Raw genomic sequence first — 20,204 nt, forward strand, 5'->3', positions numbered from 1 at the left:
ATACCTATTCTTGTTCTGCAAAAGGAGCGACCTAAAGGCCGTTCTTGTGTACAAATACTTTTCCGTCAAACAGCTTACGAGCAGTACGAAGTAATGCCGCCGAAAGAATCTCACCGGTTTCGCTTTGGTCTAATACCACAGTCATGCGCCCTGTTGGGTGCTCCACATCAAGGGTCATCTGACCAGCAGATTCGTACTGTGCTAAGGCATTAGCGGGAGACCCCTCTAACACTGCAGCTGTTGCGACACTGACCGCGCCCAACACACCAATAGAAGCGTGGCAACGATGAGGAATAAAAGTGCGAGTGGAAATCGCCCCGCCATCAACTGGCGCTGACACCATAGTCATCTTAGGCACAGACTTTTCAGTCACATCGCCCAAATTCATGAGTGGACCACACTGAAGACGAATGGATTCAAGCTTGGCACGGAGTTCCGAATTGGCTTCTAACGCCTCGCGGGTTTCAGTACCCTCGATCCCCATGTCTGAAGCACGCATAACCACACAAGGCATACCATTATCAATCATGGTGACTTCTACACCATTGATAACATCCACAGGATTACCCGTTGGCAGCAAGGCGCCACAACTGGAGCCTGCGGTGTCCTTAAATGTAACCGGTACGGGGGCAGCAAATCCTGGCACACCATCAATACGGGCGTCACCTTCGTAAACCACTTCGCCGTCCTTCACGTTTACACGTGCAACAGCGATTTGGCCGGTATTTTCCATGTAAATACGAACACTGGTTTCACCTTCAACGGGCGTCACAAGTCCCCGCTCGATGGCGAATGGCCCAACGCCCGCTAAAATATTGCCGCAGTTTTGAGCATCCGTCACAATGGCCTGATCAACAAAAACCTGTAGAAACAAGTAATCAACGTCCGCATCATCACGATCCGACTTTTTCACTACCGCTACTTTTGAGGTTAACGGATCAGCGCCCCCCATACCGTCAATTTGACGGTCATCGGGAGATCCCATCACACGTAACAGCACATCTGCTCGTTCTTGATGATCCGCAGGCAAAGCATCTGCTAGGAAGTACGCCCCTTTAGAGGTACCTCCACGCATCCACATGCATTCAATGCCCTTAGACATATTTTAAGCCTTTCGCTTCTAGGCGAGGACGCATATCGTAGATATCTAGACCCAGCTCGCCATTTTCAAGGCGAACACGCTTGGCTTCCTCGTTTTCCATACGCTTACGAGACAGCTCAAGTACTTCTGCTGCTTTCTCACGACGTACAACAACTACGCCGTCATCATCTGCTACAACCACATCACCTGGATTGATAGATTCATCCGCACAGACGATTGGCACATTGACGGAGCCTAAGGTCTCTTTAATAGTACCTTCTGCAAAGACCGCCTTAGACCATACTGGGAAGTTCATCTTACGTAGGTCACGGGTATCACGTACACCGCCATCAATCACAAGACCCACTACACCGCGAGCCTGAGCCGACGTGGCGAGCAAATCGCCAAAAAAGCCATGTACCGATGGAGACGTTGGTGCAAATACCAATAGATCCCCTTTTTGACACTGCTCAATGGCCACGTGCATCATCCAATTATCTCCCGCCGCACCAGAAATGGTGATGGCGGAGCCAGCAATAGCTTTATCTTGCTGAATTGGACGCATGTAATGGGCTAACAGGCCAACACGACCTTGTGCTTCATGAATAGTGGCAACACCACATTCTGCCAAACCATCAATGATCGCCTGATCGGCACGTTCAATATGTTGTACTACTACGTTCTCACGCATAATCAGCTCCTTGGCTTCAGACCATTAAACTTTCAGACGAGAGAAGACACGACGAATGTTGTGTTCGAAGATGTCTTCTTTCTGTGCAGCAGTCAAAACGGTGTTGTTGTCGATGTAACGCTTGGTGTCGTCGAAGTAGTGACCTGTCTCTGGGTCAACACCACGTACCGCACCAATCATCTCTGAAGCGAATAGAATGTTTTTGGTAGGAATAATATCCAGCAATAGATCAATACCACGCTGATGGTAAACACAGGTATCGAAGTAAATGTTATTCAGTACACGTTCTTCCAGATCAAAGCCTTTATCCAGCGCTAGACCACGGAAGCGACCCCAGTGATAAGGCACAGCGCCACCACCATGAGGAATGATAATTTTCAGTTCTGGGAAGTCTTTGAATACATCAGACATCATTAGTTGCTGAAAGCCTGTGGTATCAGCCCCTAAATAATGAGAACCCGTTGTGTCGAAGCAATCGTTACATGCAGCAGAAACGTGGATCATCGCTGGAATATCGTATTCGCACATCTTTTCATAAATTGGGTAGAAAGAACGATCCGACAAACGGCTTCCGTTCCAATGTCCACCACTAGGATCAGGGTTCAGGTTAACACCAATGAATCCCATTTCTTCTACGGTACGAACGATTTCAGGAACAGACTTGGCTGGATCAACACCCGGTGATTGTGGCAACTGAGCAACGGGTACGAAATTTTCTGGGAATAAATCACAAACGCGGCGAATCAGATCATTTTGATGTTCTGTCCAGTATTGGCTGGTGTATTCGTTACCAACATGGTGACCCATCCAGCTAGCACGTGGAGAGAAGATGGTGAGGTCAGTGCCACGCTCTTGCTGTAAGCGTAATTGGTTGTTGATGATGCTTTCGCGAATTTCATCATCAGTAACGTGAACCATCCCCTTCTCACCTTTAGCGGTCGGGTCTTTCGCTACTAATTCTTTTTGCTTGTCGCGGTATGCACCCACACCAGGAGGAGTGGTCGTGTAATGGCCATGGCAATCTATAATCATGTTACTGCTCACTGTTTCTATCATTATTAGTGTGATCAGAAGCTGTTATTACTTTTGCATAAAGCAAAAACATTAAGTTTAGCTAAACTCTAGCAACAGCCACTGTTTTTAGCATGGCAAGAAGTATTAAGACCGTGGGGGGTATTTGCCATTTCAAAAATGGGCAAACGATATTGCATTTTGAGATAGTGAGTTAATGCTATTTATTTATAATGCTCAAACAAATTATATTTGTTTCGTCGTTATTCTCATTTTTGAATACCTAAAAATAGGCCGCGAATGGGTTAATCCACTGTTTTTAATCATTTTTTTATATTTTAATGTGTATGATAAAAATCTATGTATTCCATTTCAGCATGCTAAAACGCAAAAAAATCATTTCTCTTATTTTGCTCTTTAGCCCATGTTGAGAAGGTATCTCGACCCCCACCAAGGACGAGGTTGCTCCGTAAACCAACACAGGAGTCATACTTTTTGACCTCAAAGGAAAAATAAAGGGTATTTTTACAATTTACCTATAGTATTTCTTTTGCTGGATATTAAGATGACAAGGTCTTTATAAGTGACCTTACGCTGTGGGACAGAAAAGCAAATACAAAAATAACGATATCGGGTGGTTCCCGAGCTTGGAGAAATGATATGAAACTATCAAAAAAACTAATGCTTAGCCTTGTTGCCGCTGGAGTAGCTAGCTCTGTTAGCGCTGCGGATCTTACTCTTACTCTTGGTCATGTTGACCCTCAAGAGTGGACTAACTCTAAAAAAGGCGCAGCAACTGAAGTTTTTAAAAACCTAGTTGAAGCCGAGTCTGGCGGCCGTATTGAAGTAAACGTATACCCTGCCGGCCAACTTGGTGGTGAAACTGACCTAGTGCAATCCGCTCAAGAAGGCATGATCAGTATGACTATGGTTTCTGGCGCGTTCGCTAAAGTATGTGAAGAAGCCGCTGTTCTAGAAATCCCTTACCTATTTCCTTCCGCACCTGTTGCTTGGGAAGTCCTAGATGGTGAGTTCGGACAAGCCCTTTCTCAACACTGTTTAGAAAAAACTGGTTTACGTACCCTAGCGTACGGTGAAACAGGCTTCCGTAACTTTACTAACTCCAAGCGACCAGTAGCAGAACCTGCTGACTTAAATGGTCTTAAAATCCGTGTCATGACATTACCATTGTACGTTGAAATGGTTAAAGCCATGGGCGCTGAGCCAACGCCGATCGCATGGCCTGAAGTGCCATCAGCTCTTACAACAGGCGTTGTAGATGGTCAAGAAAACCCAGTGAGTGTTATCAACTCCAATAAATTCTACGAGTTCCAGAAGTACCTAACCCTAGACGGCCACGTTTACGGTACAGACTTCATGCTTATCAATGATGATTTGTACACTTCTCTAAGTGACGAAGACCGCGCAATCATTGACCGTGCTGCAAAAGTAGCCGGTACTGTCGGCCGCGCTATCCAGCAGTACAAATCTGCTGAAGGTCTAAAATCTCTTGCAGAAAATGGCATGGAAATCACAACACCAACTGCTGAGCAACTAGCTAAATTCCAAGAAGCTGCACAACCTGCTGTTCTTGAATGGCTACGCGGTGAAATCGATGGTGAATGGATTGACCGTGTTCAAGCGTCTGTACAAGTGGTATCAAACAAGTAAGCACTCGTTTCTACCGCACCAAAATGATCGGGGAGCAGCACTCCCCGATTTTTATATCCTCTTAGTAAATCGGAATATCCCATGAAGCGCCTTTATAAATACCTTCTGTCATTCCTGACAGGCTCTTCTCTGTTTGTGGTCTTTGCTGTGGTGTTTGCCAGCAGTCTTAGCCGCTATTTATTTAACGCCCCTATTCAATGGGCTGAAGAAGCCGCCAAATACGCCATGATCTACGGCACCATGTTTGGCATGGTTCTGTGTTACTTGGAGGGTATTCATATTCGCTTCACGTTCTTAGAGGACATTGTTCCACCCAAAATTCGTAACATTTTGCACTTTGTATCTGACATCGTTGCCCTAGTGTCCGGTGCCGTACTCTGTTACTCAGGTTACTTATTCATGATGAAGCGTGGCGGGATTCAAGCCCCCGGTACAGGCATTGATATGTACTACTTCCAAGTCGCTATGGTTATTGGTGGTGCAGGCTTAACCCTTGCAGCCTTAATGCGTGTTATTGAGCGTTTTACTCAGTTCAAATCCACATCAGAAGGGGCTCAATAATGTTAGGTTTTGGCATTCTAATCGTTTTATTAATCATTGGTAGCCCAATTGCTTTTGCGGTGCTGCTTGGGGTTGTAGGTCATGTCTACACTCTGCCTTTCAATGTGAGCCTTGTGGCGCAACGTATCTTTGCAGGCTTGGACTCCTTCTCTATTCTTGCCATTCCGCTGTTCGTTTTAGCTGGTGAGCTAATGAACGAAAGCGGTATCACTAGCCGAATTATAAATTTCGCCAATGCCTTAGTGGGGCATATGCGTGCCGGCTTGGCGCAAGTGAATATTTGGGCATCGGTAATCTTTGCAGGACTATCCGGTTCTGCGGTTGCAGATACCTCTGCTCTTGGTCGTGTCTTCATTCCAACCATGGAAAAAGAAGGCTACCCACGTTCTTTCGCCGCGGCCTTAACGGCAGCGTCTTCTGTAATCGGACCTATGATTCCGCCTAGTATTCCAGTGATCATCTATGCATTGATCACCAGTGGCGTATCTGTACCTGCCCTATTCCTTGCTGGTGTGGCACCTGGGGTATTCCTAGCGGTTGGCTTATCTGTTTATGTGTATTTCTTTGCAGGGGATTATGCGCCTCTAAAAGAAAAGCTAAGCACAAAAGAGCGTATAAAAGCCTTCGTTGAAGCTTGGATTCCTTTATTCATGCCGATCTTCATCGTAGGTTCGATCCTAACGGGCATCGTAACGCCAACGGAAGCCGCCGCTTTCGCCGCAGCCTACGCATTAGTAGCAGGTATGTTTATCCTTAAAAGCCTGAAAGTGACACAACTTCCAAGCATCTTCGTACGAGCTATGCGCGACTCGTCTGTTATCTTGATCGTGATTGCAGTGGTTGCAGCGGCAAACTGGCTATTAACCTTCTCTCGCGTACCTCAGACGGTTTCCGCCATGGTGTTAGAGCAAGTCTCTAGCCCTTGGATGTTCTTGCTGCTAGTCAACGTGATCCTTTTGGTGGTTGGTTTGTTCCTTGAAGGGATTGCAGCCATGTTGATTTTGCTGCCAATCTTACATCCGATTGCCATGAGCCTAGGCATTGACCCAGTTCATTTTGGTATTGTGGTTATCTTTAACCTAATGATTGGCTTGGTGACCCCACCGATGGGTATCTGTTTGTTTGTGTCCAATTCCATTGCCAATGTGGGTATAGCAGCCATCTCTCGTCAGATTATGCCTATGTTCCTAGTGGAGCTTGCGGTACTGATGCTGATTACTTTTGTACCGACGACAGTGACATTCTTACCTAGGTTATTTGGTTATTAGATAACGTCACTTTGAAACATAAAAGCCCCCGCTATTAGCGGGGGCTTTTTTGTTTCTGACGAAAATAAATTATTAACTCAGGTTCAATCGAATCCATACAAACGACTAGCGTTTTTCCATAAGTACTTCTCTCGCTGTGCTGTATCTGGAAACCATGACTTTGCTAGAGTCAGCAAGGTGCCATAATCCATACGCTGAGGGGCCATTAAGAATGGCCAATCTGAGCCCCATAAGACCCTATCTTCACCATAGGCAGCAAATAAAGCTTCCACATAGGGTTTGGTATCTGCAAAGGGATAAGCTTGTTCAGAAAACTTTGCCATACCCGATAGCTTTATAAAGTGACGCCCTGCTCGACCAATTTCTTCCAACATTTTGAAGGCTTCTGAATCCAGCCCCTGATTAAGATCCGGACGCCCACAGTGATCAATGACAACGGTTGCCGAGGTATTAAACAGCACGTCAGCAAAGGCGAGTATTTGCTCTCCTTGGGTTTGAATTTGTGCCAGCAAACCAAAACGATGCAATCGTTCCATTAGCTCAGCAGCATGAGCAAAATGCTCGGGGCCATAATAAGCAACATTGAATGTCACCCCGACAATGCCTTGGGCTTCAAAGCCCGCTAGCGTTGCATCAGTCACATCTTTTGACACCACAGCCATACCTTTAAATCTTTCATTAGATCTGGCAATGGCATCTATTAAGGCACGATTATCGTCCTCTCCGTAAGCGGAGTTCGGCCCTACTATTAAGGCATGACTGACACCGTAAGCATCGAGCACTTGGTGAAAATACTCTGCCGTCGTAATTTCATGACCAGAAGGGGCATAAGGGGTATCGGGCTGATAAGGGAATCCCGCAGGGTCAAATATATGGTTATGACAATCGATTTTTCGTTCAGTGAAAATGGTCATTGTATTCTCCTAATCCTTTCTAAACTGTACCTAGTTACGTCACATTAAGGCAGTTCATTTAGCGACCACGGCTATTGTATTTAAACAACAGTACTCTTTACGTCATTTAGAGCTTATAAGGCACATGAATTGCTTATCTTTACTGGATTACATGCTAGTGTTGAAACTATCAACACATCTTACGATGGAAGGGAAATGTCATGAGCAATACAGATTTAGATTGGTGGCGCGGCGCCGTTATCTATCAGATTTATCCTCGTAGTTTTATGGATGCTAACAACGACGGCATTGGTGATTTAGCAGGCATTACCCAAAAGCTGCCTTATATCGCCTCCCTTGGCGTTGATGCCATCTGGCTTTCACCTTTCTTCACATCTCCAATGAAAGACTTTGGTTACGACGTATCAGATTACTGTGACGTAGACCCCATTTTTGGCACCCTAGATGACTTTGATGCCTTGATCGGCACAGCTCATGAGTTGGGCATCAAGGTCATCATTGATCAGGTGCTCAACCATACGTCTGATCAACATCCTTGGTTCAAAGATTCTCGCTCGAGCCGTGACTCAGAGAAATCCGATTGGTACATATGGCAAGATGCCAAACCAGATGGCACCGTTCCTAACAACTGGCTATCAGTGTTTGGCGGCCCCGCTTGGCACTGGGACAGCCGTCGTCGCCAATACTATTTGCATAACTTTTTGGATAGCCAACCGGATTTGAACTTTCACAATGAAGAAGTCGTTAACGCCCTACTGGATGCAGTGAAATTCTGGCTGGATCGAGGCGTTGATGGTTTTCGTTTAGACACCGCCAACTACTTTTACCACGATCTAGAGTTAAGAGATAACCCACCGAAACAGGAAATCGTAGAAGGAAGTATTGGTGTGAGCTTGGATAATCCTTATGGTTATCAATTGCACCTATACGACAAGTCACGCCCTGAAAACATTCCTTTTTTACAGCGCCTAAGGTCTTTGTTGGATCAATATCCTGGCACCACGACTGTTGGTGAAGTGGGCTGTGATTTCTCCTTAAAGACCATGTCCGAGTACACCCAAGGGAATGACAAACTGCACATGTGTTATTCATTTGACCTACTCACCCACGACAACACAATGACACATATTCACAACACCATGACAACCATAGAAGAAGGCTTGGGGACAGGCTGGCCCTGCTGGTCCATGAGCAATCATGATGTGGAGCGTGTTGCTTCAAGATGGAATCACGGCACAGCCAATCCCGCTAAAAGCAAGGTCTATATGGCAATGCTGCTCTCGTTACGAGGCAGTGTTTGTTTGTATCAAGGGGAAGAATTAGGATTGCCTGAAGCAGAACTGGAGTTTGAGCAACTGGTAGACCCTTTTGGCATTAACTTTTGGCCTGAATTTAAAGGCCGCGACGGGTGCCGTACCCCTTTCCCTTGGGAAAATACCGACACGGCGGGCTTTAGTGAAAATCCCAGCCCTTGGCTACCTGTTGCCGATAGCCACAAACCTCTTTCAGTAAGTGAACAGGAAGGAGACCGTCACTCAGTTCTGCATGCCTATCGAGACTTTCTCCATGTACGTAAACACCACTCAGCTTTGATATCAGGGGACATAGAATTCCTATACACGGATGCAGAGGTTCTCGTGTTTACCCGTAAAGACGAAAATGAGTACCTTTTAATTGGCGTAAACGTTGGCGACCAAGACCATATCGTGCCCATAGCAGACCATCAGGTACAGGATATTATTCTGCCCGAGGGATTCCTCTCTACTCGATTCGAAAACGGACGCTTACCCTTACCCCCCAATTCCATATATTTAGGCGCCATTCAGCCATAAAAAAACGGGGCACATGCCCCGTTTTTTTATATCGTATGTTAGTGAAGTTTCAACTTCGGCTTAACCACTTTGCCGATGCGTTGTGCCGCCAAAATGATCATCGCTTTGAACCATCCATGAATGGCAATTAGGTGAAGGCGGTACAAGGAAACGTACACAAAACGCGCCAAGCGCCCTTCTACAAACATTGAACCCTTCATTAAATTACCCATTAAGCTACCAACCGTGCTGTATCGGCTTAAGTTAACCAAAGAGCCATAATCCTTGTAGGTGTAATCTTTTAGCTTTTCATTACGACTGGCAGCAGTGATGTTTTCAAATACCACTGAGGCCATCTGGTGAGCCGACTGGGCACGTGGCGGCACAAACGCACCATTAGGCTGTTCGCAAGCACAGCAATCTCCGATAACGTAGACATCTTCGTGCCCTTTAGCCTGCAGAGTTGGTGCGACTAGGATTTGATTGTTGCGGGTGGTTTCAAAGCCTTCCATTTGCCCTAAAAACTCAGGGCCTTTAACCCCAGCCGCCCAGATCATCAAATCCGCCTCAATCAAAGTATCATCGGCAGTCTTCAAACCATCCTGAATCGCCTCCGTAATGCGCGTATTTTCACGCACACTGACGCCAAGCTTTTCTAGCTCTTTTTTCGCATTATTAGCAATACGATCAGGCAACGCAGGAAGGATTCGAGGGCCAGCTTCGACCAACTCCACTTTGACCTTATCCGCGGACATCTCCGGCATGCCGTAAGCTTTTAGCAAGTCTGCCACATGGAATAATTCAGCAGACAACTCTACACCCGTTGCGCCACCCCCTACGATTGCGATCTTGAGTGTGGCATCGCCCCCCACTTGGTGAACACGAAGAAACTGTGTCAACAAAGCCTGCTGGAATCGCTCTGCCTGACGGTGAGAGTCCAAGAAGTAACAATTATCCGCCACACCGGGCGTACCAAAATCATTGCTCACACTGCCCACAGCCAACACTAGGGTGTCATAAGAAATTTCCCGCTCCGGCAAGACTTCTTTGCCCTTTTCGTCTTTCATGGACTGTAAGCGAACGATTTTTTCTTCTGTATTAATATCGAAGGCAGTACCCAATTGAAATTGATAATGGTGCTTTGCGGCGTGGGCGCGATAGTTAATGCCGTCAGTATTAATATCCAGAGATCCTGTTGCGACTTCATGTAACAAAGGCTTCCAAATATGGGTCTGGGAACGGTCAATTAGAATAATTTCAGCTTTATTTCGCTTACCAAAACGATGTCCCAACTGGGTCACCAATTCTAAACCTCCGGCTCCACCACCGAGAACTACTATGCGTTTCATACAAAACTCCCTAAATTGCGAATGATTTGCTAAACACCTAAATAGCCCGAGTATGCTTAGCAAATAACTCCCATTAAGAAGTTACTTATCACGTTTCGCCAAGATTCGATCCAGCGCATTGGCGAAGGCTGCCTTGTCTTTGTCTCCAAAGGGCGCTGAACCTCCTGTATCAAACCCACTGGAGCGCATTTGATCCATAAAATCACGAATGGCGAGACGCTGCTTAATGTTCTCTTGGGAGTATTCTTCCCCTTTGGAGGTAAGAACTTGGGCCCCTTTTTTAAGGCAGTCTGAAGCGAGCGGGATATCAGAAGTAATCACTAGATCGTTTGGCTGAGCATTATCTTCGATGAACTTATCAGCTTCATCAAAGCCACTGGGGACAATTTTGCGGGAGACCCACTTTGAATTGGGTAAAGCGATAGCGACATTGGCGACAAACAAACACTCTACCTCACAGCGCTCAGAGGCTTTAATCAAAATAGGCTTAATGGCGTTGGGACAAGCATCGGCGTCAACCAAAATTCGCATGAACATCTCCTTTATATGGAGCTTTATTATCACGGCTAAAGAGGAATTTGGCTAGGCTTGCAATAAAACGAATTGGAGGAAAATACCATTAACAGTTTCCTTTAAAGAAAAAAGGCTGAGTATCTAGATAATATTCAACCTTTGATAAATTGAATAATTAATTTACTTATTTGATCTTAAAGTAAAAGCTCTGCGTTGTACTGATCTTCCACATTAAATGATTTCACACCTGCAAAGTGCGTATTGGCTCGCGGCAGCAAATGATTAACGTAAAACTCCGTTTTTGTTTGCCAGTCTTGTTTCACTTCTGAACTTTGGCATCCCTTTAGCATCAACCATGCGCCCACCACATAACCAGCCATCATCATAAAATCATAAGCCGCCGTGTTCGCTACGGACTCACCATTAAGGATCGCCTTAGCCGCCACTTCTAATTGATCAAGATGAGCAAGGAAAAGATCTTTATGACCAACGAAGGATTCAGCATCTTGTGACATTTCATAAATCAAAGCCTTTAACCCCTCACCTTTATCAGCTGCAAGCTTTCTTCCAACAAGATCCAACGCTTGGATACCATTAGTCCCTTCATAGATGGGAAGAATCCGTGCATCTCGGAGCAACTGAGCCACCCCCGTTTCCTCGATGAACCCCATACCACCGTGAACCTGAACAGCTGTTGAAACTATCTCCTGAGACAGCTCAGTCATCCAACCCTTAACAATAGGAGTGTACAAATCCGTTCGTTTCTGATGTTTAGCATCCACCCCTTTTAAATCCGATTCTACGGACGCCACATACATGAGCGCGCGCATGGCAGACAAGGAGCTTGCCATCTGCCACAGCATCCTAGAAACATCACCATGTTTCGCTATCACGACTTTTTCTGGACTACCCTTAACAACCCCCTGAGTACGATCAAAGGCATAATCTAACGCCATCTGATAGGCACGCTCAGCCACAGCCAATCCCTGCAAGCCAACACTTTGACGGGCGTTATTCATCATTGTAAACATGGCCATTAAGCCTTTGTTTTCTTCCCCTACCAAATAACCAATCGCCCCATCCCCATCACCAAATTGCATCACACAGGTTGGCGATCCATGGATACCAAGCTTGTGCTCAAGAGAGATGGCATAGGCATCATTACGAACCCCAGGTTCACCACTCTCATCTAGTAGGAATTTAGGAACAAGAAACAAAGAAATACCCCGGACACCTTCGGGCGCATCAGGCAGCCGCGCCAAAACCAAATGAATGATATTGTCGCTCATTTGATGATCGCCCCAAGTAATAAAGATCTTTTGCCCAAATATTCGGTACCCATCGCCATCAGGTATCGCTTTGGTTTTAATGGCCGACAAATCACTGCCTGCTGAAGGCTCAGTCAGATTCATGGTGCCAGTCCAGCGACCTGAGATCATATTAGGCAAGTAGGTTGCTTTGAGATCGGCATTGGCATGGGTTTCGATGGCATCGATAGCCCCTTGAGTCAGCAAGGGGCAAAGGGAAAACGCCAAATTGGCTGATTGAATACCCTCATTCACGGCGACCTCTAAAGCTCGAGGCAGGGCCTGTCCACCATACTCCTCTGGCGCACTCAGGGTTGTCCAAGCGCCATCACACATGGCTTCGTAGACTGCTTTAAATTCCGGTGTTTCGGTAACCGCTTTATCTGAGATAGTGGGCCAGTTAATGTCCCCTGCACGATTGGAAGGTGCCACAAGCTGTTCTGAAAATTTTGCTGCCTCAGACAAAATTGGGTCCAGCAATTCAGAATCATAATTTGGAAAGTGTTCGGTTAGACGATGAATGCCTGCGATGTGTTCTAAACAAAACCGAACGTCATCGGTGGGATAGCGGTAACCACTCATAAAATACTCCTAAGTTTAATGACTTTTATTTTAAGAGTGGTTAATTAGCTAAATTTCCTCAATGGCAAATGGTCGCGAGTTTCATGACATATCTGCTCATTGAGGAGGCTCTTAGGATGGCAAAGTACGATAGTCCGTATGTTTGCGGTATTCACCGGGTGTCATACCCGTCCATTTCTTAAATGAACGATAGAAGGCACTCGGCTCATCAAATCCCATTAATGCAGCAATCTCATTGAATGATAATTGTGGCGCATTAATATAGGTGATGGCCGCTTCTTTACGGCATTCATCCTTAATATGCTGGAAAGAAGTCCCCTCATCAGCCAAACGACGACGCATGGTCGAGACACTCATATTCAAGAATGCAGCCACTTCTTCAGCACTGAACATATCTTGTGAGAAGTCTTTCCCTAAAATCGATATGATTCGGGACTTAAGACTGTTGTCATTATCCACCATTACCATCAATTGATATGGGGCCGTTTTTAAAAAGCTCCGTAGAGACTCTTCATTTTGAACGATGGGCATATCCAAATAAGAAGCAGGAAACACCAGAGCGTTACCATGTTGACCGAACTTAACATCTGATTGAAACAGGGTACGGTAATACTCCACATCATCCGGACGCGGGGTAGTAAAATACGCTGCTTTCAGATTCAAACGACGACCAATCAACCAACTAACAAAATGATGCCACATAGATAATGTGGTTCTCACTCGCTCTTTGGATTCAAACGCCTCGTCCAACTGACCTTCTGGCGTTGCCACTGAATCAATCGGCGTAAAGGTGATCTTCGCATAACGCCCCTTACGGATGACAATCGGCTTAATGGTTGGACCACGGCAGATTTCATAAAAGTCGCTACAGCGCCTTAACGCTTGAGCGAGATGCTTTGAATGAATAATACACAGACACATCATCCTGAATGAGCCAATAGGCATTCGCCCACCACTCAAAATACAGAAGGATTCATCTTTCATTAACTGCATCACTTGCTGATACAGCAATCCATAACTATAGGTCGAGATCGGGCGGTCGCTCGAAATGTCCTCTAGCGTAACTCCGGCTTCCTTTAGTAATTCAGCCGTATCACATCCTTGTTTTTCAACCGCTCCTATTAGATAACGCACACTAGAAGCTGGCACAGATGCCCTTGAATTCATAACACTTCTCCTTTTCAAGGCATAAAAAAGGCCGCAAAAATTGCAGCCCTTTAATCATATAATGATTAGTTTTGTTCTGTAAGTGCCGACAGCAATTCCTCATTAGATAGCTGTTCTTTATCTTGGGACTCAGCCTTTGATAACTCAGCCTCTTGAGAGGGCTTCGCAGGGGTGAAGGTAAAGCGCTTTGGGCGAACCTTTGCCACAGGGGCTTCCGCCTCTGGCGCTATACCTAAACGCTCAAGCTTACGCTGAGCCTGGACCTTACGTTGCTTGACCTTTTTAGCATCAAAACGTGAAGGCGAAGCAGCTTTGCGAGCTTTCTTCTGCTCCTTCATCATTTCTTTGGTGCCTGTTTTGCCTAATTTTCCTTTTAAGCTACGTGATTTTTTCGAGCGAGACATAATAAACCTCTTTAACAAGTCGTCTATTGTATCAATCTAGCCCAGCGAGGTCACGGGGATTAGCAGCCTAGCAACTGGCTTTAAAAGCACTATGGCCTTTTTTACGCAAATTCCCTACTTCTCTAAGTAAAGAACCTGCTTCACCCATATCATTCGCCTCTATCGCTTTATCTACGGACACAAAGACCTCGATAGTCTCATCCATAAGAGATTGGTACTCAGCCATTTCTGTCGCTAAAGCCTCACCCGTTAAGCCTTCTTTAGTGAATTTAAACGGCGTTTCTTCACGTGAATCTTTTAGAAGTGAAATAATGACATCCACACGCTCAGAAGCTGCTGCCGCATCCTTACCACGTAAGTCAAATGACAGGGACTTTAATTCCGTTTTAAGATTTTCCATATCTTCATGCAAAGCAGTTTCGCCGCAATGACCATGGGCTGCTGCATAACCAGAAAGCCCCATCGCTAGAATAGCGCCACCAAGTACCTTTTTAACCGTAAGCATCTCTCTCTCCTTTTATCAATAAACGAAAATGCTCTTTTCACTAATCCATCGATGCCGATAGGATATAGCCAAATGCCCCATACTTTTGTACTTTTAAGTATTGGCTTTGTTTATGACCTCATCAAGCTGACATTGTTCACTGCATTTCATCATAAAAACTATCATATTAAGCACATTACAGGATACGCAATGCATTCAAAAGTAGATCAAAATGCTTAAAGTCCGGCCAACGTTTTACATCATGGTGGCTCTATTAGTCCTGACAGGAAAGGTCAGAGCCGAATGCGACGATCGTAGCGCCCTATTAGCCGCCACGAATGCCTCTGGTAGCGTGCTAGGTGGAGAGAGTTTCCGACCACCAGTGGTACTTAAAAGACACCACCCCAGTAAACGCAAAGAGGTCGCCACGTATTTCAAACGAGGCGACCTCCATTACACACTTTACTTTCTAGTCAATTCAAATTGCCAAGCAAGTTTTATAAAAAGAACCCGCGGCAAATATTAGATCAAGCCTGTCACGACTTAGTTTTATCGGCTTCTTTTTTATCCTGCTCTTCATCTTCACCCAGTTTGGAGATTTCCTCCAATCGCTTGAGAATACGTTGAGACAAGCTGCCCTCAGGATAGTTACCTTGATCATCTAATGAACCTGGCTCCATTCCTGTCAACAAATGCAATGCTTCATCCGCATTTTCAATAGCATAAATATGGAATTTACCAGCCTTCACCGCCTCAAGCACATCATCATTTAGCATTAGATTAATGGCATTGGACTTAGGAATGATCACACCTTGTGTACCGGTTAGGCCACGAGCGTTACAAACATTGAAAAAACCTTCGATCTTTTCGTTTACCCCACCGATAGCTTGAATCTGACCGTACTGATTCAAGGATCCAGTAATCGCAAGATCTTGGCGCAAAGGTACGTTTATCAAGGCAGAAATCAAACAACACAACTCCGCGGTCGAAGCACTGTCCCCATCAACATAGCCATAACTTTGTTCCATGGCGATGGAGGCAGAGATATCCAACGGATAATGTTGAGCGTATCTATGGCCAAGGTAACCAGACAAGATAAGCACCCCTTTCGAGTGAATATTTTGACCTAGATTCGACTCACGCTCGATATCTACGATGCCCTTACCTCCTGGATAAACCGTAGTAGATATTCGAGCTGGCGCACCGAAGCTACTATCACCAATCTGCATCACAGTTAAACCATTAATCTTACCAACGGCCTCACCTTGGCTATCCAGCAAGATAGTTCCATCAACGATTTCCTCAATGATCTTTTCTGCCACACGACCTGTTCGGTGCTTTTTAGCAGACAAAGCTCGCTGAACATGCACATCAGTAATGATGTCATCTTTGGCCAACTGACGATTAAAATCCGCTTCACCGAGTAGCTCAAACACATCACCGATCTTAGCCGCCATCTCTTTTTGATGCTCTGCCAGACGGCTGCTGTATTCGATTAGACGCGCTACTCCCTGCGGAGAAACATCCGCATACCCTTCTTTCTGAACACGGTCTTTCAACAAGCGAGCAAAGGCATACTCTGTGTCAGATGAACGCTTTAGGGAGTCATCAAAGTCCACCAAGACACGAAACATTTCTTGAAAATCTGGATCCGCATCCTGCAATAAATAATAAATATCTCGAGAGCCAATTAGCACCACTTTTACCTGAAGAGGCAATTCCTCAGGAGACAAAGTAGTCGTACTCATTAACCCCATATCAGCGTATGGGTGCTCGATACGAAGTGTTTTGCTCTTTAGAGCACGCTTGAGTGCCTCCCATAAATAGTGATCAGTTAGAAGCTTTTCAGCATCCAGAATCAAATAACCGCCGTTTGCAGCATGTAAACTGCCGCTCCGAATCAAACGGTAGCTGGTCACCAACATACCCTGCTCGTTACTGTATTCCACCTGGCCAAATAGGTTGCGGTACGTAGGATGGGATTCATACACCACCGGCTGACCACCATCTGGTTTATGGGTCACCGCAACGTTAGGTAAATACATCTCTTCGTACAGGGTGCGTCGGCTAGACTCATCACGATTATCAGTCGTTTTATCATCCACAAACTGATCAATGATGACCTTGTCTAGGTCTTCGCGCATTGCTTTAAGATAAGCCGTTAACGATTCGTCTTCTGCATATTTCTCAAACAAAGGCGCCATCAAAGGATCAAGAGCTTCTTTGACCGTTTCCAGGTTGAGCTCTCGCAACTGTTCGTAGGAAATACGCTTCCAAGTTGGCAGACTGAGTAATTCGTCATTCAGCATTCCCTCAAGCTCTTGCACACCCGCTTGAAATGCATCTCGCTCCTCATCAGTCAAGGTGGCAAAATCAGACTCTTCTAGTGCCTTGCCATCACGCATTGGTGCGAAGCTCACAGAAGAAGCATCTCTAAACATAGCCACGCCAATTTTAGACGAGTGACGCTCTACCAGGTTAATGGCCGCTTCGTATTGCTCATTAAAGGCACGATCAATAGCGCTTTTTTGTTGCTGATAATCCGGGTTTTCAAATGCCGCAGGAAAAGTAGACATTAAGCCATCTATCAAGCCACGCATATCTTGTTCAAAATGCGCCGCATCACCTGATTTAAACTCAATAGCCTTAGGAGCATGGGATTCTTTGAAGTTGTTGACATATGCCCACTCACTTGGAGAGGGCTTGCGTTTTGCTTCACTTTTTAAATAGCTGGTCACGTAAGATGAGCGACCAGTGCCCGAGTCACCCATTACAAAAATATTGTAACCAGGTCGATGCATAGCCACGCCGAACTGAATCGCTTCAACCGCACGCTCTTGCCCTAAAATGCCGCTAAGGGGCTCCATGTCACTTAACTTTTTGAATGGTAAGGATGCCACGTCTAATTTGGCGCATAGGGATTGATAAGGTAAAGACTGAACCATTTCTGACATCTAATAGGTCCTTATGATGAACGCCTCACCACTTATGCGGGAGGCGAATTGTTATGGTTAGTATCGCAGCGTCTGTGTCGGGACGACTTTTGAAAATTTTTGATGAAAGTTTTGTGAAGTAATTTCTAATAATTCTTCGTAACGGACACCCTTCAGGTCAGCAACAAACTGAGCCACATCACGAACATACTTGGGCTCATTCTTTTTCCCACGATGGGGTACGGGAGCCAAATAAGGCGAATCCGTTTCAACCAACAATGATTCCAATGGAATTTTACGCACAGTATCTCGAAGGTCCTCAGCATTCTTAAAAGTCACAATACCTGAAATTGAAATCAAATAATTCAGATCAAGTGCTGCCCGAGCCATGGCATAATCTTCGGTAAAACAATGAACTACACCACCAACGTTCTCATTACCATGAGCTTTTATCAAGAATAGAGTGTCTTCTTTTGCGTCGCGAGTATGGATGATCGTAGGTAAATTAAGCTCCCCCGCCACATCTAGATGGATCGCAAAACTGTCTTTTTGCGCCTGATGAAGTTCAGGCTCTTTATCATAAAAATAATCCAAGCCAGTTTCACCGATGGCAACAACCTTATCCCTTTGGGCAAGGGTTCTCAGAAAATCAGGAGCGTCTAATAAACCTTCTTTATGAAGTGGATGAACGCCACAACTGGCAAATACACCCTCTATATCAGTAAAGCTATGAATACCCTCAAAGCCATCAAGATCCACTGAAATGGTTAATATTTGCTGCACGCCAGCCTGACCTGCAGCCTGCACAGCGTCTTTTAAGTTATCGTTATAAGGAGAGAGATCCAGTTTGTCTAAATGACAATGTGTATCTATTAACATGTACCTACCAAGAATTTAGTTCGCCAATAAGTTGAATAGTGGGGTTTAGGTGGGTTTTATCAAGGTTAGACTTAAGGGTTTCGAGGCGTTTGATCATTTCCATTAATCGATACAGATCATATCGCATCAGAATACGCTCAATAGCAGGCTTAATACGCTCATGGCATTGGCCCGCTGCAGAATACATAAGCGCACCATGCAACACCGCCAACACCCCATCAATAAAGTAGTGAATTTTGTCATTATTGACAGCGGACACCAACTCATCCGACCGGCTTTGGCCAGATAACCATTTTTCTAATTCATCAGGAAGTGTGAGCATCATTTCGTGGCTACTTGATTCAGCCAAAGACAACAATCGAAAAGGCGCCTGAGAAAACCATAACAATTCTGCCGCATTAGACTTCCCCTCTCCCTCTAACCAATGAGCCGTCTGCTCAGGATTAGGAGATGGCAAGTTAAGACGCTGACAGCGGCTGATGATGGTGGGCATTAATGACCGAGAGGTATTACTAGTAAGCAAAAAATAGGTCGCTGCTGGAGGTTCTTCTAGCGCTTTAAGGATAGCGTTCGCTGCATTGATATTCATAGCGTGAGCATCTTGAATCAAGACAACTTTTGAGTACCCAAGTTGCGGCTTGTTCGCCACTTTCGCGACCACCTGCCTGACTGCATCAACCTTAATCGAACCAGCCGATCCATCCAAAGTCAGCCAGTCTGGGTGTGTTTCGGACTTCACCAATTCACATGAATGACACTTTCCACAGGGAGCGCTTTGAGGATGCTCACACAGCAATAAGCGAGCAATTTGTTCCGCAAATACACCCTGCCCAATACCATTAGCGCCAGTCATCATCAAAGCATGATGAAAATTGCCAGACTTTCGCCATGCCACAGCTTGCTGATACGGATCTAATAGCCAATCTGGAAACCTCATGGATTCCCCACTGCAGAAGTATTCAAATCGGATAAGACATTACAAATGTCCGCTTCAACCGACTCAAGTGATTGGTTCGCATCAATGACATGAATCCGCTGGGAGTGCTTTGCCGCCAATGCCAAAAAGCCACTACGAACCTTTTCATGAAACGCAATAGATTCACCATCAAGACGATTCATCTCTCCACGGGAGGCAACGCGCTGCAAGCCTATACTCACCGGCACATCTAATAAGAGAGTCGCATCAGGTAAAGCCCCTTGCAGAAAACGATCAACAAGATCATCAATAACCTTAGCGTCAATATTTCGTCCAATTCCTTGGTAGATGTAAGAGGAATCAACAAAACGATCACTAATCACCCATTTCCCCGCCTTCAAAGCCGGTAAAATAGTCTGCTTAACATGCTGGACACGGGCAGCAAAAACCAGCAACAACTCAGCATACACATCAACAGGCTCATCCCGGGGAGCCAGCACTAAATTGCGGATTTCTTCCGCTAACGGAGTTCCGCCCGGTTCACGGGTGACAATAAACTCAATACCTTGATCTGTTAACCAAGTCTTAATGCAGCCAAGAGCCGTGCTTTTACCTGCACCCTCGCCACCTTCTATAGAAATAAAATATCCGCTCAAATTAAC

General features: G+C 45.5%; 18 protein-coding genes. 4 read left to right on the forward strand and 14 right to left on the reverse strand.

The features are described 5' to 3' along the window. Positions 1-31: 31 nt before the first annotated feature. From ACZ5DR_RS14920 to ACZ5DR_RS14930, 3 genes are read right to left on the reverse strand one after another with little or no spacing between them, the layout of a single operon-like run. Positions 32-1,102, reverse strand: coding sequence for a 4-oxalomesaconate tautomerase (locus tag ACZ5DR_RS14920; protein WP_377368876.1), 1,071 nt, complete (start codon positions 1,100-1,102; stop codon positions 32-34). After that, the gene (locus ACZ5DR_RS14925) at positions 1,095-1,772 is read right to left on the reverse strand and encodes a 4-carboxy-4-hydroxy-2-oxoadipate aldolase/oxaloacetate decarboxylase (protein ID WP_377368874.1); all 678 of its coding nucleotides are present in this window, start codon (positions 1,770-1,772) and stop codon (positions 1,095-1,097) included. The genes ACZ5DR_RS14920 and ACZ5DR_RS14925 overlap by 8 nt, the downstream gene beginning before the upstream one ends. Positions 1,773-1,796: 24 nt before the next feature. Further along, positions 1,797-2,804, reverse strand: a complete 1,008-nt coding sequence (locus ACZ5DR_RS14930; RefSeq protein ID WP_377368872.1) for an amidohydrolase family protein — start codon at positions 2,802-2,804, stop codon at positions 1,797-1,799. Positions 2,805-3,443: 639 nt separating this feature from the next. Here ACZ5DR_RS14930 and ACZ5DR_RS14935 point away from each other — a divergent pair. The 3 genes from ACZ5DR_RS14935 (at position 3,444) to ACZ5DR_RS14945 (ending at position 6,283) form a co-directional block, all read left to right on the forward strand. Beyond that, positions 3,444-4,454: a DctP family TRAP transporter solute-binding subunit gene (locus tag ACZ5DR_RS14935; RefSeq protein WP_377368870.1), complete on the forward strand. Its 1,011-nt coding sequence runs from the start codon at positions 3,444-3,446 to the stop codon at positions 4,452-4,454. A gap of 81 nt (positions 4,455-4,535) precedes the next feature. Beyond that, entirely contained in the window at positions 4,536-5,015 is a 480-nt protein-coding gene (locus ACZ5DR_RS14940) for a TRAP transporter small permease (RefSeq protein WP_377368868.1), read from the forward strand. Next, positions 5,015-6,283 carry a TRAP transporter large permease gene (locus tag ACZ5DR_RS14945; protein WP_377368866.1) on the forward strand — a complete coding sequence of 423 codons (1,269 nt, stop codon included), beginning with the start codon at positions 5,015-5,017 and terminating at the stop codon, positions 6,281-6,283. The genes ACZ5DR_RS14940 and ACZ5DR_RS14945 overlap by 1 nt, the downstream gene beginning before the upstream one ends. Before the next feature lie 83 nt (positions 6,284-6,366). Here the strand turns inward: ACZ5DR_RS14945 and ACZ5DR_RS14950 are convergent, their stop codons facing one another. Next, on the reverse strand, positions 6,367-7,197 hold the full coding sequence (locus ACZ5DR_RS14950; protein WP_377368864.1) for an amidohydrolase family protein: 831 nt from the start codon (positions 7,195-7,197) through the stop codon (positions 6,367-6,369). A 200-nt stretch (positions 7,198-7,397) separates the two neighbouring features. Here ACZ5DR_RS14950 and ACZ5DR_RS14955 point away from each other — a divergent pair, with 200 nt between their 5' ends. Next, a complete protein-coding gene (locus ACZ5DR_RS14955) occupies positions 7,398-9,029 on the forward strand; it encodes an alpha-glucosidase (RefSeq protein ID WP_377368862.1) in 1,632 nt (543 codons plus the stop codon). Positions 9,030-9,067: 38 nt separating this feature from the next. Here ACZ5DR_RS14955 and ACZ5DR_RS14960 read toward each other — a convergent pair whose 3' ends face one another. The 10 genes from ACZ5DR_RS14960 to tmk form a co-directional block, all read right to left on the reverse strand. Next, on the reverse strand, positions 9,068-10,357 hold the full coding sequence (locus ACZ5DR_RS14960) for an NAD(P)/FAD-dependent oxidoreductase (protein ID WP_377368860.1): 1,290 nt from the start codon (positions 10,355-10,357) through the stop codon (positions 9,068-9,070). Positions 10,358-10,438: 81 nt separating this feature from the next. Continuing rightward, positions 10,439-10,888, reverse strand: a complete 450-nt coding sequence (locus ACZ5DR_RS14965) for a YaiI/YqxD family protein (RefSeq protein WP_377368858.1) — start codon at positions 10,886-10,888, stop codon at positions 10,439-10,441. A 176-nt stretch (positions 10,889-11,064) separates the two neighbouring features. Further along, the gene (locus ACZ5DR_RS14970) at positions 11,065-12,759 is read right to left on the reverse strand and encodes an acyl-CoA dehydrogenase (RefSeq protein WP_377368856.1); all 1,695 of its coding nucleotides are present in this window, start codon (positions 12,757-12,759) and stop codon (positions 11,065-11,067) included. 111 nt (positions 12,760-12,870) lie between these two features. After that, entirely contained in the window at positions 12,871-13,926 is a 1,056-nt protein-coding gene (locus ACZ5DR_RS14975; protein ID WP_377368855.1) for an AraC family transcriptional regulator, read from the reverse strand. A gap of 65 nt (positions 13,927-13,991) precedes the next feature. Continuing rightward, positions 13,992-14,330, reverse strand: coding sequence for a hypothetical protein (locus tag ACZ5DR_RS14980; RefSeq protein ID WP_377368853.1), 339 nt, complete (start codon positions 14,328-14,330; stop codon positions 13,992-13,994). Positions 14,331-14,397: 67 nt separating this feature from the next. Beyond that, entirely contained in the window at positions 14,398-14,835 is a 438-nt protein-coding gene (locus ACZ5DR_RS14985; RefSeq protein WP_377368851.1) for a cytochrome b562, read from the reverse strand. 515 nt (positions 14,836-15,350) lie between these two features. Next, positions 15,351-17,768, reverse strand: coding sequence for a Lon protease family protein (locus ACZ5DR_RS14990; RefSeq protein WP_377368849.1), 2,418 nt, complete (start codon positions 17,766-17,768; stop codon positions 15,351-15,353). Between the two features lie 57 nt (positions 17,769-17,825). Further along, on the reverse strand, positions 17,826-18,626 hold the full coding sequence (locus tag ACZ5DR_RS14995; protein WP_377368847.1) for a TatD family hydrolase: 801 nt from the start codon (positions 18,624-18,626) through the stop codon (positions 17,826-17,828). A 4-nt stretch (positions 18,627-18,630) separates the two neighbouring features. Further along, on the reverse strand, positions 18,631-19,563 hold the full coding sequence (holB, locus tag ACZ5DR_RS15000) for a DNA polymerase III subunit delta' (RefSeq protein WP_377368845.1): 933 nt from the start codon (positions 19,561-19,563) through the stop codon (positions 18,631-18,633). After that, positions 19,560-20,198 (reverse strand): dTMP kinase, encoded by a 639-nt coding sequence (gene tmk / locus ACZ5DR_RS15005; RefSeq protein ID WP_377368843.1) that lies wholly within the window; start codon positions 20,196-20,198, stop codon positions 19,560-19,562. The genes holB and tmk overlap by 4 nt, the downstream gene beginning before the upstream one ends. Between the last annotated feature and the right edge of the window lie 6 nt (positions 20,199-20,204).

The sequence above is a fragment of the Marinomonas vaga genome (assembly GCF_055388305.1).

What these genes read in the sequence shown, in the direction of transcription:
- ACZ5DR_RS14920 (WP_377368876.1), bottom strand. Translation starts at nt 1,102, where the DNA reads ATGTCTAAGGGCATTGAATGCATGTGGATGCGTGGAGGTACCTCTAAA.
- ACZ5DR_RS14925 (WP_377368874.1), bottom strand. Translation starts at nt 1,772, where the DNA reads ATGCGTGAGAACGTAGTAGTACAACATATTGAACGTGCCGATCAGGCG.
- ACZ5DR_RS14930 (WP_377368872.1), bottom strand. Translation starts at nt 2,804, where the DNA reads ATGATTATAGATTGCCATGGCCATTACACGACCACTCCTCCTGGTGTG.
- ACZ5DR_RS14935 (WP_377368870.1), top strand. Translation starts at nt 3,444, where the DNA reads ATGAAACTATCAAAAAAACTAATGCTTAGCCTTGTTGCCGCTGGAGTA.
- ACZ5DR_RS14940 (WP_377368868.1), top strand. Translation starts at nt 4,536, where the DNA reads ATGAAGCGCCTTTATAAATACCTTCTGTCATTCCTGACAGGCTCTTCT.
- ACZ5DR_RS14945 (WP_377368866.1), top strand. Translation starts at nt 5,015, where the DNA reads ATGTTAGGTTTTGGCATTCTAATCGTTTTATTAATCATTGGTAGCCCA.
- ACZ5DR_RS14950 (WP_377368864.1), bottom strand. Translation starts at nt 7,197, where the DNA reads ATGACCATTTTCACTGAACGAAAAATCGATTGTCATAACCATATATTT.
- ACZ5DR_RS14955 (WP_377368862.1), top strand. Translation starts at nt 7,398, where the DNA reads ATGAGCAATACAGATTTAGATTGGTGGCGCGGCGCCGTTATCTATCAG.
- ACZ5DR_RS14960 (WP_377368860.1), bottom strand. Translation starts at nt 10,357, where the DNA reads ATGAAACGCATAGTAGTTCTCGGTGGTGGAGCCGGAGGTTTAGAATTG.
- ACZ5DR_RS14965 (WP_377368858.1), bottom strand. Translation starts at nt 10,888, where the DNA reads ATGCGAATTTTGGTTGACGCCGATGCTTGTCCCAACGCCATTAAGCCT.
- ACZ5DR_RS14970 (WP_377368856.1), bottom strand. Translation starts at nt 12,759, where the DNA reads ATGAGTGGTTACCGCTATCCCACCGATGACGTTCGGTTTTGTTTAGAA.
- ACZ5DR_RS14975 (WP_377368855.1), bottom strand. Translation starts at nt 13,926, where the DNA reads ATGAATTCAAGGGCATCTGTGCCAGCTTCTAGTGTGCGTTATCTAATA.
- ACZ5DR_RS14980 (WP_377368853.1), bottom strand. Translation starts at nt 14,330, where the DNA reads ATGTCTCGCTCGAAAAAATCACGTAGCTTAAAAGGAAAATTAGGCAAA.
- ACZ5DR_RS14985 (WP_377368851.1), bottom strand. Translation starts at nt 14,835, where the DNA reads ATGCTTACGGTTAAAAAGGTACTTGGTGGCGCTATTCTAGCGATGGGG.
- ACZ5DR_RS14990 (WP_377368849.1), bottom strand. Translation starts at nt 17,768, where the DNA reads ATGTCAGAAATGGTTCAGTCTTTACCTTATCAATCCCTATGCGCCAAA.
- ACZ5DR_RS14995 (WP_377368847.1), bottom strand. Translation starts at nt 18,626, where the DNA reads ATGTTAATAGATACACATTGTCATTTAGACAAACTGGATCTCTCTCCT.
- holB (WP_377368845.1), bottom strand. Translation starts at nt 19,563, where the DNA reads ATGAGGTTTCCAGATTGGCTATTAGATCCGTATCAGCAAGCTGTGGCA.